Annotated in this window: 14 protein-coding genes; 5 read left to right on the top strand and 9 right to left on the bottom strand. The window is 36.5% G+C overall.

Annotation, left to right across the window (positions count from 1 at the left end; translation table 11 throughout):
* Positions 1–6 precede the first annotated feature (6 nt).
* From pepT to D9842_RS19720, 5 genes are all read right to left on the bottom strand, one after another.
* The gene (gene pepT, locus D9842_RS19740) at positions 7–1,236 is read right to left on the bottom strand and encodes a peptidase T (protein WP_121665146.1); all 1,230 of its coding nucleotides are present in this window, start codon (positions 1,234–1,236) and stop codon (positions 7–9) included.
* A gap of 107 nt (positions 1,237–1,343) precedes the next feature.
* Positions 1,344–2,060 carry a trehalose operon repressor gene (treR, locus tag D9842_RS19735; RefSeq protein ID WP_121664003.1) on the bottom strand — a complete coding sequence of 239 codons (717 nt, stop codon included), beginning with the start codon at positions 2,058–2,060 and terminating at the stop codon, positions 1,344–1,346.
* 72 nt (positions 2,061–2,132) lie between these two features.
* On the bottom strand, positions 2,133–3,821 hold the full coding sequence (treC, locus tag D9842_RS19730; RefSeq protein WP_121664002.1) for an alpha,alpha-phosphotrehalase: 1,689 nt from the start codon (positions 3,819–3,821) through the stop codon (positions 2,133–2,135).
* A gap of 126 nt (positions 3,822–3,947) precedes the next feature.
* A complete protein-coding gene (gene treP / locus D9842_RS19725; RefSeq protein ID WP_121664001.1) occupies positions 3,948–5,345 on the bottom strand; it encodes a PTS system trehalose-specific EIIBC component in 1,398 nt (465 codons plus the stop codon).
* Between the two features lie 310 nt (positions 5,346–5,655).
* Positions 5,656–6,921 carry a DUF5068 domain-containing protein gene (locus tag D9842_RS19720; protein ID WP_257535927.1) on the bottom strand — a complete coding sequence of 422 codons (1,266 nt, stop codon included), beginning with the start codon at positions 6,919–6,921 and terminating at the stop codon, positions 5,656–5,658.
* Between the two features lie 334 nt (positions 6,922–7,255).
* Between D9842_RS19720 and D9842_RS19715 the strand changes: the two genes are divergently transcribed.
* Entirely contained in the window at positions 7,256–8,287 is a 1,032-nt protein-coding gene (locus tag D9842_RS19715; RefSeq protein WP_121664000.1) for a HEAT repeat domain-containing protein, read from the top strand.
* Positions 8,288–8,349: 62 nt separating this feature from the next.
* Here the strand turns inward: D9842_RS19715 and ade are convergent, their stop codons facing one another.
* From ade to D9842_RS19700, 3 genes are all read right to left on the bottom strand, one after another.
* Positions 8,350–10,089, bottom strand: a complete 1,740-nt coding sequence (ade, locus tag D9842_RS19710) for an adenine deaminase (RefSeq protein WP_121663999.1) — start codon at positions 10,087–10,089, stop codon at positions 8,350–8,352.
* 171 nt (positions 10,090–10,260) lie between these two features.
* Entirely contained in the window at positions 10,261–11,196 is a 936-nt protein-coding gene (locus tag D9842_RS19705) for a DMT family transporter (RefSeq protein WP_257535926.1), read from the bottom strand.
* A 197-nt stretch (positions 11,197–11,393) separates the two neighbouring features.
* Positions 11,394–13,382 carry a metallophosphoesterase family protein gene (locus D9842_RS19700; RefSeq protein ID WP_121663998.1) on the bottom strand — a complete coding sequence of 663 codons (1,989 nt, stop codon included), beginning with the start codon at positions 13,380–13,382 and terminating at the stop codon, positions 11,394–11,396.
* A 545-nt stretch (positions 13,383–13,927) separates the two neighbouring features.
* On the opposite strand from D9842_RS19700, the gene D9842_RS19695 reads away from it, so the two are divergent.
* The 4 genes from D9842_RS19695 (at position 13,928) to D9842_RS19680 (ending at position 17,087) form a co-directional block, all read left to right on the top strand.
* Complete coding sequence (locus tag D9842_RS19695; RefSeq protein ID WP_121663997.1) at positions 13,928–14,683, top strand: threonine/serine exporter family protein; 756 nt, start codon at positions 13,928–13,930, stop codon at positions 14,681–14,683.
* Between the two features lie 44 nt (positions 14,684–14,727).
* On the top strand, positions 14,728–15,180 hold the full coding sequence (locus D9842_RS19690) for a threonine/serine exporter family protein (protein WP_121663996.1): 453 nt from the start codon (positions 14,728–14,730) through the stop codon (positions 15,178–15,180).
* Positions 15,181–15,262: 82 nt separating this feature from the next.
* The gene (gene purU, locus D9842_RS19685; RefSeq protein ID WP_121663995.1) at positions 15,263–16,162 is read left to right on the top strand and encodes a formyltetrahydrofolate deformylase; all 900 of its coding nucleotides are present in this window, start codon (positions 15,263–15,265) and stop codon (positions 16,160–16,162) included.
* Positions 16,163–16,268: 106 nt separating this feature from the next.
* A complete protein-coding gene (locus D9842_RS19680; protein ID WP_121663994.1) occupies positions 16,269–17,087 on the top strand; it encodes a uroporphyrinogen-III synthase in 819 nt (272 codons plus the stop codon).
* A gap of 39 nt (positions 17,088–17,126) precedes the next feature.
* Here the strand turns inward: D9842_RS19680 and D9842_RS19675 are convergent, their stop codons facing one another.
* Entirely contained in the window at positions 17,127–17,585 is a 459-nt protein-coding gene (locus tag D9842_RS19675; protein WP_121663993.1) for a DinB family protein, read from the bottom strand.
* Between the last annotated feature and the right edge of the window lie 70 nt (positions 17,586–17,655).

The following is a 17,655-nucleotide window of genomic DNA, read 5'->3' as shown; positions in this document are numbered from 1 at the left end:
GAATCATTATCTTTTCTCAAATAGCTTACATATTTCAATAATCGTTTCAGTTGCTTTTACCATATTATCAACCGAAATAAATTCAAATTTCCCATGAAAATTCTCGCCGCCAGTGAATACATTAGGAGTTGGTAATCCCATATAGGATAGCTGTGAGCCATCTGTTCCACCGCGGATTGGTTCAACAATAGGTGTGATGCCAAGGTTCTCCATTGCTTCATGAGCCACATCCACAATATACTTCACAGGCTCAATTTTATCTTTCATATTATAGTATTGATCATTGAGCTCTAAAACAACGGAATCCTGACCATATACAGATTGAAATTCCTCAACAAGCTTAGTGATTGTTTGTTTTCTTTCTTCAAACTTCTGTTTATCATGATCACGGATAATATAATGTACATATGTATTTTCAACATCACCTTGAATGCCAATAAGATGATAAAATCCTTCATACCCTTCTGTAAACTCAGGAGCTTCCATTGCAGGGAGCTTGCTTTGAAAGGCCATTGCTATTTTAGACGAATTGACCATTCTCCCCTTTGCGGTTCCTGGGTGAACATTGTTTCCTTTAAATGTGATTTTGGCTGCAGCTGCATTAAAGCTTTCGTACTGAAGCTCACCTAATGGACCGCCATCGATTGTGTAGGCAAAGTCAGCATTGAAGGCATCAACATCAAATTTATGAGGTCCTCTCCCAATTTCTTCATCAGGTGTAAAGGCTATACGTATTTTGCCATGCTTGATTTCTGGATGATTAATCAGATAGGCCATACTCGTCATAATTTCTGCAATACCTGCTTTGTTATCTGCACCTAATAATGTCGTTCCATCGGTTGTGATAAGTGTATGACCTTCGTAGTTTTTTAGATTTGGAAATTGTAATGGAGATAAAACCACATTTAGCTCCTTGTTTAGTACAATATCTTTTCCATCGTAGCTTGAGATGAGCTGTGGGTTTACATTTTTGCCAGTGAAATCTGTTGCCGTATCTATATGTGCAAGAAACCCGATTGTAGGAAGCTCTTTATCTGTATTAGCAGGAAGGGTTGCCATCACATAGCCGTTGTCATCCATTGTGACATCCTGCATACCAATTTCCTTCAGTTCCTCCACTAGTTGCTTGCCAAGTGTAAGCTGACCAGGTGTGGATGGACATGTATCATTGTTTTCATTTGATTGTGTATCAACTTTTACATAGCTTGTAAATCTTTCAATGATTTCATTTTTCATCATGATTACTCTCCTTACTATGAGATAGGTTTATCTTATCATGAAGAAAATGCTTGGTACCAATATTGAAACAGAAAAAAGCATTGAGTTTTCACTCAATGCATGAATTACACACCTCTTCGTGCAAAATCAGTAAATCTGAACTTATCGAGGCGGTGTCTGGATTCTGTGTATTGAAACAAGCTAGTGTTTTCAAGGTACACATAATTTTTCACAACAACAATATGAGAAAAGCCCTCAAGATCAAGAAGTTGTCTGTCTTCTTCCGTGCAGTCTTCAACAACAATTTCTTTTTTTGCAAAGCTAATATTCAGCTTTAATTGTTGCTCAAGATATTCATAGATGGAGGTTTCACATATTTGTTTAGTTAATGTCGGGACAAATTTCTTTAGGAAATAATCTTTATCTAAAATAATCCGTTCACCATTAATAGTTCGAGATCTAACAACCTTCCACACTTCATCCTTGCTTGATGCATGTAGCTGCTGTTTAATAAAGGGCTCAGGCTTAATCAAACCAAAGTCATGAACAGTTGTTACCGTCTCTCTATTAAGGTTTTTTGATACTTCCTTAAAGCTAACAAGTCCTGAGATAGGAAAGCTCATTTTTTGAACGTCAATGACAACTGAGCCTTTTCCTTTAATTTTTTGGATAAAGCCATTTTGTGATAATAAATTTAGGGCTTTTCGAATGGTTTCTCTGCTTGTTTCATGTTGAACAGCTAACTCATTTTCAGAAGGTAAAATATCTCCTGCTTTAACATCCCCAGATTTAATTTGTTCCGATAATTCTTTATATATAGAATGGTATTTATTTTGTCTCATCGTCATCACCATCCCTATCTTACCATGAACGAATAACAAGATACATATAGGCTCTATTACGGTTTGAATGTCTTATTTTTTCGATAAATAAAAAATAATGGATTCATATGGACGTAGCTTCAGGCTTTCAAACGATAATGATGAATCTTTATAGTTAGATAAAAGAATGTCTCTGTTATACCCTTCAACAATTACATGCTCGGGCAAAATGAATTCGGTATACTGATCATAAAAATTATTAACTACTAAGAGTTTTTCATTAAATGTTTGACGTAAATAAGCGAAAATTTGAGGATCATTTTCTAATAAAAGCTTATAATTTCCTGTTGTGATCACATCATACTGTTTTCGTAATGAAATAAGCTTTTGATAATGATAGAAAATGGAGTCCGAATCCGCTAATGCATTTTTAGCATTTATTTCTTTATAATTGCTTGCAACATCAATCCAAGGTGTACCTGATGTAAAGCCTGCATGCGGAGAGCTATTCCATTGTACTGGTGTTCTTGAGTTATCACGTGATTTTCGCTTTAAGATTTCAAGGATTTCCTGGTCTGACATTCCCTTTTCTTTAAGGATGTTATACATATTCAGTGACTCAACATCACGATACTCCTCAATAGAGTTAAACTTAGGATCAGTCATCCCAAACTCTTCTCCCTGATAAATATAAGGAGTTCCTTGCATCATATGGATGGTGGTTGCGAGCATTTTCGCTGATTCTTTATGATATTCTTTGTCATTTCCATATCGTGACACAACTCGTGGCTGATCGTGGTTACACCAAAATAAGGCATTCCAGCCATTTCCTTTGTTCATACCAGTCTGCCAAGTGGAAAGAATTTCCTTTAATGAAAGAAAATCCATTTCACCAAGAGCCCATTTTTCACCGTTAGGATAATCAACCTTCAAATGATGAAAATTAAATGTCATACTTAGCTCTTTGCTCTCTGGATTTGAATATTGAATACAATGATCAATTGTTGTTGAAGACATTTCTCCTACTGTTAAACTTTCATGCTTTGAAAACACTTCATTATTCATTTCATGGAGAAATTCATGAGCACGGGGACCGTCTGTATAGAATTTTCTTCCATCACCAGGAGCTATAGAACCATCATCATCTGGGAAGGATTGATTTTTAGATATTAAGTTAATAACATCTAGGCGGAAGCCATCAACACCTTTTTTAAACCAAAAGTTCATCATTTCATACACTTCTTTACGCAGCTTTTCATTTTCCCAATTCAGATCTGCTTGAGTAACATCAAAGAGATGAAGATAGTATTGCCCTGTCTTTTCGTCAAGCTCCCAGGCATTACCGCCGAACTTGGATTCCCAGTTTGTTGGTGGTGATCCATCTGCTTTAGGATCCTTCCAAATATAATAATCTCGATATGGATTAGACTTTGATTTTCTAGCTTCTTTAAACCATTTGTGCTCTGTTGAGGTATGGTTAACAACGACATCCATAATCACTTTTATGTCACGTTGATGTGCTTTTTCAACTAGCTCATCAAAATCATCCATTGTTCCATATTCTTCATGAATTGAATAATAATCACTTATATCATATCCATTATCTTTTTGTGGAGAAGCATAGATAGGTGTTAACCAAATCACATCAACTCCTAATTTATTTAAATAAGGTAACCTACTAATAATCCCTTGTAGATCACCAACACCGTTTCCGGTTGTATCATGAAAGCTCTTTGGATAGATTTGATAAACGACTGATTTTTTCCACCATGGGTTAATCAAATTAAACACCACCATTATTAGTTTTATATAAAGAAAAGGGACAAGCATCTTGTCCCGATTTGATTTATTTTTACTAGTAGAAAGAAAGTACTAAGGCTTTCGCATTTGACAATGATCCAAGTGGATCTATTGTTTTTTTATTTTTGCAAGAACAAAGGTTAACAAAAATGGAACGATGATTACGATCGCCATTCCGATAAAGAATGATCCCCAGAATTGTGAATCGATCGATAAAAATCCTGGTACACCACCGACACCAATAGAAAATGCCTTTACTCCGTTAATAGAGATAAATAATCCGGCGATACCTGAGCTAATTAGTGCGGCAATAAATGGATAGCGGTAACGTAAATTAACACCAAACATTGCTGGTTCAGTAATACCAAGCCATGCAGAGATACCGGATGTTAACGCTAAACCTTTCTGTTTTTCTTCTTTTAAAATAAGCATCATTGCAAAAGCAGCTGATCCTTGTGCAATATTTGATAATGCCAGCATTGGCCATAGGAATGTTCCGCCTGCGTTTGCTAATTGAATATCAACTGCTAAGAAGGTATGGTGCATGCCTGTTACAACTAATAGGGCATATAATCCTCCATAAATCAGTCCACCAAGTGCTGCAAAGTTTTCAAAGATTGAGATCACGCCATCTGTTAATACATTTCCTATTGCAAACGTTATAGGTCCGATTACGATGAATGATGCAAATCCTGTAATTAAAAGTGTAAGCGGAGGAACAATTAATAATTGAAGACCGTCCGGAACACGTTTACGTAAAAATAATTCAACTTTAGCTAATAGCAATGAGGCCACTAAAATCGGTAAAACTTGACCTTGGTAGCCGATCTTTTCAACTTCTAATCCAAACAAATTCCATGTTGGGATTTGTTCAGCTGTTCCATATCCCCATGCATTTAATAAATCTGGGTGAACAAGCATTAGTCCAAGCACAATACCTAATAATGGACTTCCGCCAAAACGGTTTACGGCCGACCAGCCAATTAAGCCAGGTAGAAAGACAAAGGCTGTATTTGCTATTAAGTTTATAATGCTAGCCAAATCGGCCCATTGTGGATGAACATCAATAATTGATTTTCCATCATAGAAAATTCCTGGTCCCGTTAAGATATTATTAATCCCCATTAATAAACCAGCTGTTACAATGGCAGGCAAAATTGGGATGAAAATATCAGCCAATGTTTTGATAGCGCGTTGGATAGGATTTAGGTTTTTCTCAGATGCCTTTTTTACATCTTCCTTTGAAGCTTCCCCTACACCTGTTTGTTGAACGAGCTCTTTGTAAACTTTATCTACTGTTCCTTGACCAATCACAACTTGAAATTGTCCGTTTGTTGAGAAAGATCCTTTTACTAACGAATTATTCTCAAGTGCTTCTTTATTTACTTTTGATTCATCTACTAGTGCAAAACGAAGTCGTGTCACACAGTGTGTGGCAGCAGAAATATTCTCTTTACCACCAATCGCATCTATAATGTCCGTTACTTGTTTTTGATCGACACTCATGGTTTTCCCTCCCAAATATATAAGTCTCGTTCCAGATAAAACGAATAGAATAGCGTTTTCATTTCAGAACAAGGTTTGCATATTTGTATATACAAATATGGTATTATCATAAACTTGTATATACATGTTGTCAACAAAATTAATCGTTCACAAAGTTGGGTAACTAGAGTTTTATATGGATGGTTGAAGAGTTTAGGTGTTATATAGAAGTATTTAGTTTTGGCCAATATGTAGATTGTTAATCGAAGTGAAGGGATGAGGAATTAAAAAAAGCCAGCTTTTTAACTGGCTTTCATACAACACATATATATTATCTAGGTAACGTAAATTCTGCTGTTCGACCTTTAAATGCTTTTTCACCGTTTTCAGCATAAAAAGGACCAAATTCCATAACAAATTTTTTATATAAACCAAATTCATCTTTTCTAAATAAGAAAACATGGAGTTTTTCACCGGTTTCTCCAGCAGCGATTGTTGCTGGGTCACGTGGTTCAGCCATTCCCTGACTAAGGACTCGTACTCGGTTATCATCAACATTCAAAATGGTTCCTAAGTTGTTAATGCTAACTGGTGTAGTTGATCCGTTATCTATTTTCACTTTGACAGTTAGGGCAGCAACGCCACTGTCTCCAAAATCACTAAACATTTCTTTATTTGCTTCGGTTGGAATAACTTCTGTATATTGTACCCCTTCAACCGTAACGTTTACATCACCGATTTTTTTGGTATCATTTATGTTTGCTTTTTCAAAAATCATCTTCTTATCAGCCCAGTTATCTGATGTTAAACGATCTTGGAAGAACTGTGGTTGAGAAGCTGTTGTTTCTGCTTGTTCATCGTTGTAGATAAAATCATATGAAGGTGAATTTCCTGAAATACTTCCGCTAAAATCAGAGTTCTCCGCTACTCCACCTTCTATTACGTATTTAGGCTTAACTGACTTTAACTTTTCAAAATCTTCATTAGTCATTTTAAAAGTTAATAAGCCTGTTACTTTTTCTCCTGCCTCGAATAAGGAAATATCATCCTGGTTCTTTTTAATCTTAAAAATCTGTTGATCTTCTGGTACAAACGCTTTCCAATCAGAAGGTATGTAATCTAAATCATTGCTTAACTGAATTCGATGAGAATTGTTATAATACATAGGTTTATCTGTTCCATTTTCTATAGTCACTTTAGCAGTAACAACATATCCATCAACTTGATCATCAAAATAGATGGTTGAATATTCATTCACGTCGGTAACTTTTACAAGTTGATATTCATCAACTGATACTTTAAAGCCTTCCATATCATGAGTATATTCAGGATCTTTATTTGTATAGAGAATCTCCACATTCCCTTCAGAATCTTCAGCAATAAATGGATTTAACGTTTCATTATCGCCTTGTGGTTGTTCTCCGGCATCTTGTTCTTCTGTTTCAGTTTCTACTTCATCATTAGCTGTTTGTGTTTCCTCAGCTTGAGCAGGAGCTTCTTCTTGCTTTGTTCCGGAAGCTTCTTCATCGTTTCCGCATGCAGCTAGAAGAAGTGTGCTGAAAAACAATGTAGAAAATAAAAATTTAGATTTTTTCACAATTTCACAACCTTTATCAATTTTTTCCCACAGTTATCTATTATAATAGAATTCTTATAAAAAACCCTTTTATTTACAGAATTTATTAAAAATGGTAGTTAAGGTCTGATGGAGGAATTTGCTATAAGGATAAAGTCATGTTTAATATGTGATGTATGCCCTTTCAACTATCTTTGTTAAAATGTGATCATTTGTTCCTGGTACTTTTGCTATGAGTTCCAGAATGTGTTTATTTATTTCTAGCTGTCTATAATACAATAACAGGTGGGCATTGGTTTTTTTCATTTAACATGTTACAACATAAATAAGAGAATTTGCAGGAAGGACAACTTATATGAATTTTGAACAAACAATTGAACCGTTTATTACAACAGATGACCTTATCCTTCAGGATTTTGTTGCTCATACTCTTCATGATTATCCTACGAACAAATCCCAGAAATGGACAAAGAGATTACTTCTTGAAGCTATAAATAAGCCTAAAAAGGCAAAGTCTATATTATCGTTTCTTAAGGTCGATCCTAATGATGAAGATCTGGTTCATCTTTTAATTGAGGCAAGGATAGATACTACTGATCAAATCCGTTATACCTATGAACGATTATTAATAGAGTTTCATCCTCGTATAATCTTAAAGCATCGAGAAAGATTAACAGATCTTTTTCAACAAGAAGATTGGCGCGTTTATGAAGTGCTGGAGAATGGAACAGAAGAGGATGTATGGGAGGAATATTTTAACGCTTTAACTACTTTGAATGCTGAACAAGACTTGAATTATTTCCTGTATCAAAGATTAAAGAAAATTGCTTATTCCCTTTTTGAAAAGAAATACATAACAGAAGAACAGGTTTTAAGTGTTTTCGCCCAAAATCTTCAGGAGGATTGGTTTGATTATAATGGCTACATTGCTGTTTATTTACTGGGATTAATGAAAATGGATCAGCATGCCGATCTTCTTGCATCTCTATTAACTAGAGACGACGATATGTTAATAGAGGAAACAGCAGAAGCGCTTATCTCGTTTCAAACAGATAAGGTTGTAGAAGCTACTAAGCCATATTTATTACATGAAGATGCCTTAATTTTTGCAGCATCTGTTATTGAAAACATAAAAACAGAAGCTGCAGTAGAAACGTTACGTGATGCTTATCATCAACTAGAAGAAATGGATGTACAAGGAGTCATCTTTGAGGCGCTTGTTCATCAGCTATCAGATAAAGCACAGCGAGAAATTGAAGATTATGTTAGCAAAGCGGAAACAACGATACTAATCGATGAGGATCAACTTGCGTACAGTTATTTTAAAATTGTTGGAATCCAGCATCCTCGGCTTGAGGAGTGGAAAAGTAAGATTGAGGGAAGGTAAAAAGAAAAAAGGGATCGGAATTGCACCGATCCCTTATATTGTATCTCCCTTTTACGGCATTCTTACCTGAGATTTACTACATCCACATGCTTAAAATCCTTCACTTGAAACAACCCCAAGTCTGTTAATTTTAATTCGGGGATTACAGGCAGAGCTAAAAACGACAGAGTTAAAAATGGGTTGAAGTTTCCTGTAAAGCCAATATGCAGTAGAGCCTCATCAATTTCCTTTAGCATCTTATTTACATCTTTAAAAGATGAGGCTGTCATTAAGCCTGAAATTTCTAACGGTAAGGAAGCAATCACCATATTTTCATTCATTACAACCAGGCCACCGCCCATTGCTTTTAATTCATAAATGGCTTTAAGAAGATCTTGATCATTTGTACCTAAAGCAATGATATTATGAGAATCATGTGCAACAGTCGAAGCAATTGCTCCACTTTTAAGGCCAAATCCTTTGACGATTCCTAATCCGATATTTCCAGTTGCTGCATGTCTTTCAACAACGGTCATCTTAAGATGATCCCTGCTAACAGATGGTTGAAAATAACCATTTTGTGAATGAATTTCTTCAACAATATGCTTTGTAATGATTTTATTTGGAATGATCTCAATAATGTTAGCTGTAGTTCCCTGTAAACATGGGATTTGCAGATCATCGATTTCAATATCTTGAATATGAATGGTGTTTGATAAAGTATCCGGGATGGATGGAGTTGTTTCACTAAATTCTGAACAAACAAAACGTCCATTTTCAGCCATAAGCTTCCCTTTTAAGAATACTTTTTCAATCTTTACATCTTCCAAACTATCTAAAAATACAAGATCAGCATCATAGCCTGGAGCAATAGCGCCTTTTGATGTTAAGCCAAAGCATTCTGCTGCGTTGATGGTGGCCATTTGGTAGGCAAGAATTGGGTTTAGTCCCCCTTTAATGGAAAGAAAAATATTGTAATCAATGCTTCCTTCAGCAATTAAATCATCTAAATGTTTATCATCGGTTACAAAGAGACAGCGACGTGAATTCCTTTCGGTAATAACAGGCAATAAAGCTGAAACATCTCTTGCAGCTGATCCTTCTCTAAGCATAACGTACATGCCTCTTTTCAAACGGTCATGTGCTTCCTCAGGTGTGACACACTCATGATCCGTTTTAATTCCCGCAGATGCATAAACATTTATGGCATCTCCAGATAGACCAGCAGCATGGCCGTCTATTTTTTTACCGAGTTTATTGGCTGTTATGAGCTTTTTCATCATCCCCTTCTCTTGATGAAAAACAGAAGGAAAATCCATCACCTCAGCAAGCCCTAAAACACGTTCTTCTTTGTAAAATATCTCTAAATCATCGGCAGTAAGTACGGCACCTGCATTTTCAAACGGGGTAGCTGGAACACAGGAAGGAAGCATAAAATAGGTGTTTAAAGGGATATCCTTTGCTGAATCAATCATAAATTGAATGCCCTTTGAACCACTAACATTGGCTATTTCATGGGGATCAGCAATAACTGTTGTGACACCGTGTGGAATGACGACTTGAGAAAATTGTTGAGGAGTTACCATTGCGGACTCAATGTGAACATGACCATCAATAAAACCTGGTGAAATATATTTTCCCTTGGCATCGATGGTTTGGATTCCTTCATAATGACCAATTCCAACGATAACACCATCTGTAATTGCAATGTCTTCTTCGATGATCTCACCATTAAATACATCTATTATTTTCCCGTTTTTTATAACAACATCAGCTTTTACTTTCTTTGCAGAAGCAGCTAGTTTATGAGTGAAGTATTCCATAGGTGTGATCTCTCCTTTCGTTTATTAAAATAGTTTAGAAAAAAACCGCAAGAAAAAAGCATAACCTTTTCTTTGCGGCGGTAATCTGATACTAGTATTTCTTATTATCAGTGTATGATAAGTTAAAACAAATTTTAAAACATCTAACATTTAATGTCAATAATCTTAACATTAGCAATCGATCACTCTATTTCTCTTTCGTTTTTGATTTCGAAGAATGCCTTCAAAACCACCTGACCCAAGCACAACACCAAAAATGATGAAAATAAAACCGATCATTTGCTGAAGTGTAATAACTTCTCCTAAAAATATGGTTGCACCAACTAATGCAAAAAATGGATTAAGATTAATGAAAACAGCTGACTCAGCTGGCCCAACTTTTCCAACCGCATAATTGTAGATCATATGTCCAACAGATGTTGCTAAAAATGCTGAAGCGAAGAAGAAAATCCATATAGAAAGTGATCCGTTAGTCATGCTCTCGAGACCAGCAGGCTCAACAATAAGACTGATGATAAAGAGTAAAAGTGAGCCAATGAAAAGCATATAACCTGTCATCAGGCGGGGATCTAATGTTGAAGATACCTTCTTAATCATAATAAAACTAACGGCCTGAACAAAAATAGATAGAAATACATGAACATCACCAAGAGAAATACCTTCCAAACTTTCTCCATTTTGAAACACAATGAATGAAATGCCAATAAATCCAAGAATAATTCCACAAAAGCGAAGGATCGTGATTTTGTTTCGTAAAAATAAAAAGGCTAGAATCGTCGTTAAGATTGGTCCAGTTCCTAATATTAGTCCCCCATTAGAAGCTGAGGTCTCTTTTAAACCAATTGACAGAAAGTAATGATGTCCAACAACATTAAATAAGGAACAGATGATAATGTACTGCCATTCCTTTTTGGTAGGTTTTCTTACAAGCTTTAAAGAAAATAAAATGATAAACACGCCAACAGCTGCTGTAAAAATACGAAAAGCTGTCATTGTCACAGGCATAAAGCTTGTAACAAGAAGCTTTGTTGCAATAACATTGAATCCCCAAAAAACCATTACAACAAATAGCGATATATAAATTTGATATTGATGCTTATTAACCAAGCAGTACCCTTCTTTCTTATATGTAGATAATTTCTACAAATCTATTGCTCTAAGCAGCAACATAAACATTATATTTAAAAAAGAAAGAAGTAACTACTAAATTCATCTAACATATTAAGACTTTTTCAAAAAGGGCCAAAAAAACACCCTCCATTAAAGGAGGATGCTATTCGACAAACTTCGGGTGGTGCCTGTCACTACAACAAGTAACTCCGCACTCCCTTGTTGTCACGCAAGAACACCCCGAGATTATTCTTTGTTTCAATCATTGAACCACTTTCTAAGGAGTAGTAAGTAATTTTTTCTTTCCATAATAATGATTCCGATGTTTCGGAGGTATCCTTAAGCTTCTTCACAGTTCCGTTTATCATACCGTACCGTTTTAAGACAGGTTCTTGTCTTCGAATATCGTTCAACCAAATGATGAGCTTCAATAAGCTTCCACCAAGCATTTCAAAACTCTCATTCTTCATTGGACTGCTCGTAAATTGGTAAATAGTAAGATCTTCACCCTTCAGCTCAAGATCAGCTTTTGCTCGAAAAGCATAATGAACGTCTCCTGATAAAATAGCACACTCACCTGGCTTCCACTTTAACAATTGTTCCAGAAAAGAATAAAAGCCATTAAGGTTATATTTCCAAGCTTCAAAATCTAGTTTGTATTGAACAGGTATACCCAATGACCGAAACGGATAGATGTTTTTCTTTAAAAATGACTCTATACTATCAACCCCATAAAGCGGAGTTGCTGAAGTAATTTGTAACGAGTCCCCTTGTTGCCATGAGCTTTCCTTAATTAGCGTATCTAGGAGTTCCCATCCCCTTGAGCCAATTAATTTAGAAGGTTTAGAAAAATTTATATGGTTACTTTGGGTAGACTCGTTTTCCCGTAGAGTTCGAGTATCGAGACAAAGTGTTTTCGGGTTTGTCGGGGCAATAAAATGCCACCCTTCAAAGTCAAGAATTGTGTTTATCCAGCGATTATAAGAAGGCGTATTGACCGAATTTAATTTTAAGTATTGCTCGATATCGTGAATAAAGGAGGAATCAAAGCTATTCGGGTTGTTTCCCCAACCTTGAAAGGCCCAATAAGCCGTTAAACCACTAGCAATCGTATGCTTTCCAAGCGGAGCCTCATAGACTTGTTCTTTCCAACTATCCGTAATATTCCAATCATCTGTTATATCATGATCATCAAATATCATATATGTTGGAACATTTGCTAACACTCTTCTAACCTTTGAAAGCCCTGATTGGAAATAATGAACATCCTCAATATGTTCAAGAAAATGATGTTGAAGATCATCTTTTTCTTTAGGGTAAAAAGAATTCCTTTTATATAAATCTTCAAATGCATTTGCATTTACGCCATGTGACTCTATCAAGACATTCCAAAGCGCAGGGCTCCAGTTTAATAAGTACATTGCTGCATATTCTCCAAAGGTAAGCAAATGGTTTTCAGCATGAGATGATGTGAATTTACAGAGATCCTCTGCGATCGATTGTCGACCGTTAATTTTAGTTAAAAGGTGTTGATAGGGTGCTTTATTTAATTTTGGTTCGACCTCAATTAAATTTTCGTCATCACCAATTAATTCCTGCTTAATTTTTTGAATATACGGTACGAGTGGACCGGCTATATCATCAGCATAGATTTGATCGCCAAGCATGAAAAGTGAACTAGGTCTTAATGTAAAATCTTGATCATGTTCTTTTATTAAATCATCTGCATTGGCTAAAGTGTCTTCCCCTTTACCGTGGGGCTTTCTGCAGGAACCATACAGAATGGTTGAATGTTTGTTAGTGTTAATAAAAAATGCAGGATAGTCAAACCCTTCATATACAAGTGATTCTGGATGATCTGAAGATAAGAGCTGCAGACTGCCTAAATCATATTCCTCTAATCCTTTTTTAAAGAATAAGTTATATCCTAAAAATTGATTAACAGGAAACTCACCTCGTGTTGGCATTAATTTTATGAGATGAATATATAGGTGTTTCCCTAAACGAACGGTCTTTGTTTTAGTTCTTATGGACAAAGGTTGATTTTTTGAACCTTGTGTTTGCTTCTCATACAATCCAGCATTTATTGAATAATCCTTGCTCGTAGCAAGCCAAATAAACACCTGTGAACGTTCCACTCTACGAAGGATAGGACCGGACAGAATAACAGGAAGCTTCATCATTTCCAGTCACCCCTAACTAGGTATTTTTATTACTTTATTCAAGGAAGAGTGCATTTGTGAGGCAGGTGGCGTTGGACAAGCTTCGGGGAGTGGCAGTGGTCAACCTAAACACCAGTGAAACGGTCTTCATAGGAGAGATGAAGACCAAAATGGTGAGAAAAAGCGAGTGAAACGGTCTTCATAGGAGAGATGAAGACCAAAACGATCAGTAAAGGCAAGTGAAACGGTCTTCATAGGAGAGATGAAGACCAAAATGGTGAGAAAAAGCGAGAGAAACGGTCTTCATAGGAGAGATGAAGACCAAAACGGTGAGTAAGAGCGAGTAAAACGATCTTCATAGGAGCAATGAAGACCAGAACGATCAGTAAAGGCAAGTGAAACGGTCTTCATATCGCTAGCTCCCCCTGAATTCCTCGACAAACTTCGGGAAGTGACAGGCACGCCCACCCCACACCAGGCACCACCCCACAATCACCATCCCTTGCCTATTTCCGCCAACTTCTTTAAACTCAAACTAGGTATCTTAAGGATGGGGTGAAGGAAAGGTGAGTGTTGACCAAAACCAAACCTTTGATATTATTGATGTTTGTTTGTTAGCTGGGAAAATTATGCTTCGTAGTGGGGCTGAGACGTATAGGGTAGAAGATACAATGATGAGAATAGCGGCAGCTTATGGGATAAAGGAGACTCATAGCTATGTCACGCCAACAGGAATCATTTTTTCTGTAAGCAGTAAAACCCCAACACAGCTTGTAAGAATAGTTGATCGTTCTACAGATTTGCAAAAGGTTGCAAAAGTAAATGGTGTTTCGAGACAAATAAGCAACGGGGAATTATCGGTTGAAGAGGCATATGCTCATTTAAAGGAAATTGAACTAGATGCTCACGCCTACCCGATTTGGGTACAAATTGGGGCAGCTTCGATCGCAAGTGGTTGCTTTTTAATTATGTTTCAAGGTGGCTGGACGGATTTTCTTCCAGCAGTTATTGCGGGCGGAATCGGATTTTCAAGCTTAATCTATCTTCATCGATTAGTCGAAATAAAGTTCTTTGCTGAATTTTTAGCATCACTTATCATCGGTCTACTATCTGTTTTATTTGTCACGCTTAATATTGGTGCTGAGCTGGATAAAATTATTATCGGTTCTGTTATGCCGTTAGTACCTGGTTTGCTCATTACAAACGCAGTGAGAGACCTTATGGCAGGTCATTTAGTATCCGGAATATCAAAGGGAGCAGAAGCCTTTTTAACCGCATTTGCCATCGGAGCAGGTGTTGCGGTTGTTTTCTCGTTTTATTAACATTTCTGGATAGCAATACAGCTTTCTTATAAGGAGGGCTTCATTTGATTGAACAGCTTATAACAAGCTTTATCGCATCTGCAGCATTCGGAATCATCTTTAATGCACCTGTTCAGGCATTATTTCGATGTGGTTTCGCTGGAATGGTTGGCTGGATGATTTATATCGGGTTGTTTGAGTATTCTAATGACAGTGTTTTTGCTTCTTTAATTGCCTCTTTTGTTATTGCAATTATTAGTCAATACTATGCAAAGAAGCATAAAACGCCTGTGATTATATTTAACGTGTCCGGAATTATTCCGTTAGTGCCGGGAGGACTAGCGTATGATGCGATGAGGCAAGTGGTGGAAAATGACTATAATGCTGCGATACCACTTGCAGCAAAGGCCTTTATGATTTCTGGTGCAATTGCAATAGGATTGGTTTTATCAGAGGTGATGAATCAGATCATTCGAAAGGCAAAGCAGAAGCGAAATCATGAATTTACGAAGTCATAAAATAAAAAAGTGTTTTTAAAACCTTAATAATTTTGACTGACTAATGTATAATGTTTTAATCACTTATAGAGAGGTATATATAATGAATGCATTTATAAAAAATCAAATTGAACATTTTCAGGAAAAAAATCAAAATCGTGGACGTTTATTAGTTAGCTGTCCGGACCAACCTGGTATTGTCTCAGCAATATCAACATTTTTATTTGAGCATAATGCTAATATTATTGAATCAAGTCAGTACTCTACAAATCCTGAGGGCGGTACTTTTTTCATTCGAATTGAATTTGAATGTCCAAACTTAAAAGATAAAGCACAAAAGATGGAGGTCCAGTTTAATCAAATTGCAGAGAAATTTTCAATGGACTGGAACTTCACGCATGTATATAATTTGAAAAAAGTGGCGATTTTCGTCTCAAAAGAATTGCACTGCTTACTTGAGCTTCTATGGGAATGGCAAAGCGGCGACTTAATGGCAGATATCTCGCTTGTCGTTAGTAATCATGAAGAAGCAAGGGAAGTCGTTGAATCACTAAATATTCCCTTCTATCATATTCCTGCCAACAAGGATATTCGTGAGCAAGTAGAAGATCAACAACTTCAGCTTCTAAAAGAGCATGATATTGATTTAATTATTTTGGCGCGTTATATGCAAATTTTAACGCCGAAGTTTGTATCTGCAAATCCAAACAAAATTATCAATATCCACCATTCCTTCTTACCAGCCTTCGTTGGTGCAAGACCATATGAAAGAGCATATGGACGTGGAGTGAAATTAATTGGAGCAACGTCCCATTATGTAACAAATGATCTTGATGAAGGTCCAATTATTGAGCAAGACATTAGCCGTGTGGATCATCGTGATAATGTTGATAGCTTGAAAAAAATTGGTCGTAATGTTGAACGAAGTGTGTTAGCAAGAGCAGTAAAATGGCATCTTGAAGACCGTATTCTTGTTCACGAAAATAAAACAATCGTCTTCTAATATAAGTGGCTCGAGGGAAAGGATATTCCTTGAGTCACTTTTTTGTTGTGCATTCAACAGCTGATGATACAATAATAGCAACTTATCTTTTTAGCGGAGGTATACGATGAAACGATTAACTGGCAAAACGATTGCTCTTGCAGGTCAGCGTAAATCAGAAGAACTTAGTAAGCTAGTAGAAAACCTTGGTGGCGTTGCACTAATTCGACCAGCACAGGGAACAGTTTTTTTAGATGATACAAATGTTGAAAAAGAAATAAAGGCCTTAATAGAAGGGAATTTTAACTGGTTGATTTTCACTACGGGAATTGGAACAGACAAGCTCTATCAAACTGCAGTGAACATGGGGTTAGGTGACCAATTTATTGAGGCATTAAATAGTGCGAAAATTGCGGCAAGAGGCTATAAAACGGTGAATGTTCTTAAAAAGCTTGGAATACAACCAGATGTCAGGGATGATGATGGAAGTACAGCTGGTTTAGTGAGAGAGTTGAGAGCACATTCATTTTCAGGGTTAAGTGTTGCTCTTCAGCTACATGGTGATCCGGCACCGTTATTAATTGACTTTTTAAAGGAGCAGGGTGCAGAATATCGTGAAATTTTACCTTATCAGCATATCCCGCCAAAGCCAGAGGTCATGGAGCAGCTTGTAAGTGAAATACTTGAAGGAAAAATAGATGCTGTTAACTTTACAAGTACTCCTCAAGCAAGATTTTTAATGGCTCATGCCAAGGAAAAAGGTGTAGAAAAGGAAGTTTTACATGCATTTTCTACGAATGTGATAGCAGTATCTGTTGGGAAAGTAACCGCTCAAGCATTGCGTGAGGTTGGCATTACAAGAATGGTTGTTCCTGAGGAAGAAAGAATGGGAAGTGCAATCATTGCACTTGTAAACTATTATAAGCAAGAAGAAGAGAATAAGTAAGAAAGAGCGAATCGTTTGATTCGCTCTTTTTGCGCCCTCTTATGAGCGATTAATAAAGAATGGTAGCTCCTCTACCCCTACTAATCGAGCATATGTAAATAATTGACCTTTGTGGTGAATTTCATGGTCTTTTCCACTTTCAAGCAAAGCGATTCCAGGCATATTCATCCCAGCAAATTCAATGATTTGATCAAGTTGATCATCTGTAAGAGACTCTAAAAGAGACTTTGTTTCCTCAGTTTCCTTCTGGACAGTCTCTTTTAATTCATTCACCGTTTTAACCTCTGGCTGTGCAGCCGGTGGTGTAAAAGCACCGTTCTTTACAGTTTGAGCAAACATGCCCATTGCACTTGTTATATGTAAAACAAGTTCAGAAAGTGCCATAGCCCCTTCCCATGGTTTGTAAGAAATATGTTGATCTTCTAATTTTTCCACGATTTCAAGCAGGACTTTTCGGTGACTCATCCAGCCGCTGATTAATGCACTTTTTTGTGTCATTTGACTCGCTCCTCTTAATGTTAAAATCGTTCATCCGTTGTTTATTATAAAGTATTTTAGGCGAAATGAG

It is taken from the genome of Metabacillus litoralis (genome assembly GCF_003667825.1).
Taxonomy (GTDB): Bacteria; Bacillota; Bacilli; order Bacillales; family Bacillaceae; genus Metabacillus; species Metabacillus litoralis_B.
This window is presented reverse-complemented; position numbering and strand designations above follow the sequence as displayed.

What these genes read in the sequence shown, in the direction of transcription:
- pepT (WP_121665146.1), bottom strand. Translation starts at nt 1,236, where the DNA reads ATGAAAAATGAAATCATTGAAAGATTTACAAGCTATGTAAAAGTTGAT.
- treR (WP_121664003.1), bottom strand. Translation starts at nt 2,060, where the DNA reads ATGAGACAAAATAAATACCATTCTATATATAAAGAATTATCGGAACAA.
- treP (WP_121664001.1), bottom strand. Translation starts at nt 5,345, where the DNA reads ATGAGTGTCGATCAAAAACAAGTAACGGACATTATAGATGCGATTGGT.
- D9842_RS19715 (WP_121664000.1), top strand. Translation starts at nt 7,256, where the DNA reads ATGAATTTTGAACAAACAATTGAACCGTTTATTACAACAGATGACCTT.
- ade (WP_121663999.1), bottom strand. Translation starts at nt 10,089, where the DNA reads ATGGAATACTTCACTCATAAACTAGCTGCTTCTGCAAAGAAAGTAAAA.
- D9842_RS19700 (WP_121663998.1), bottom strand. Translation starts at nt 13,382, where the DNA reads ATGATGAAGCTTCCTGTTATTCTGTCCGGTCCTATCCTTCGTAGAGTG.
- purU (WP_121663995.1), top strand. Translation starts at nt 15,263, where the DNA reads ATGAATGCATTTATAAAAAATCAAATTGAACATTTTCAGGAAAAAAAT.
- D9842_RS19680 (WP_121663994.1), top strand. Translation starts at nt 16,269, where the DNA reads ATGAAACGATTAACTGGCAAAACGATTGCTCTTGCAGGTCAGCGTAAA.
- D9842_RS19675 (WP_121663993.1), bottom strand. Translation starts at nt 17,585, where the DNA reads ATGACACAAAAAAGTGCATTAATCAGCGGCTGGATGAGTCACCGAAAA.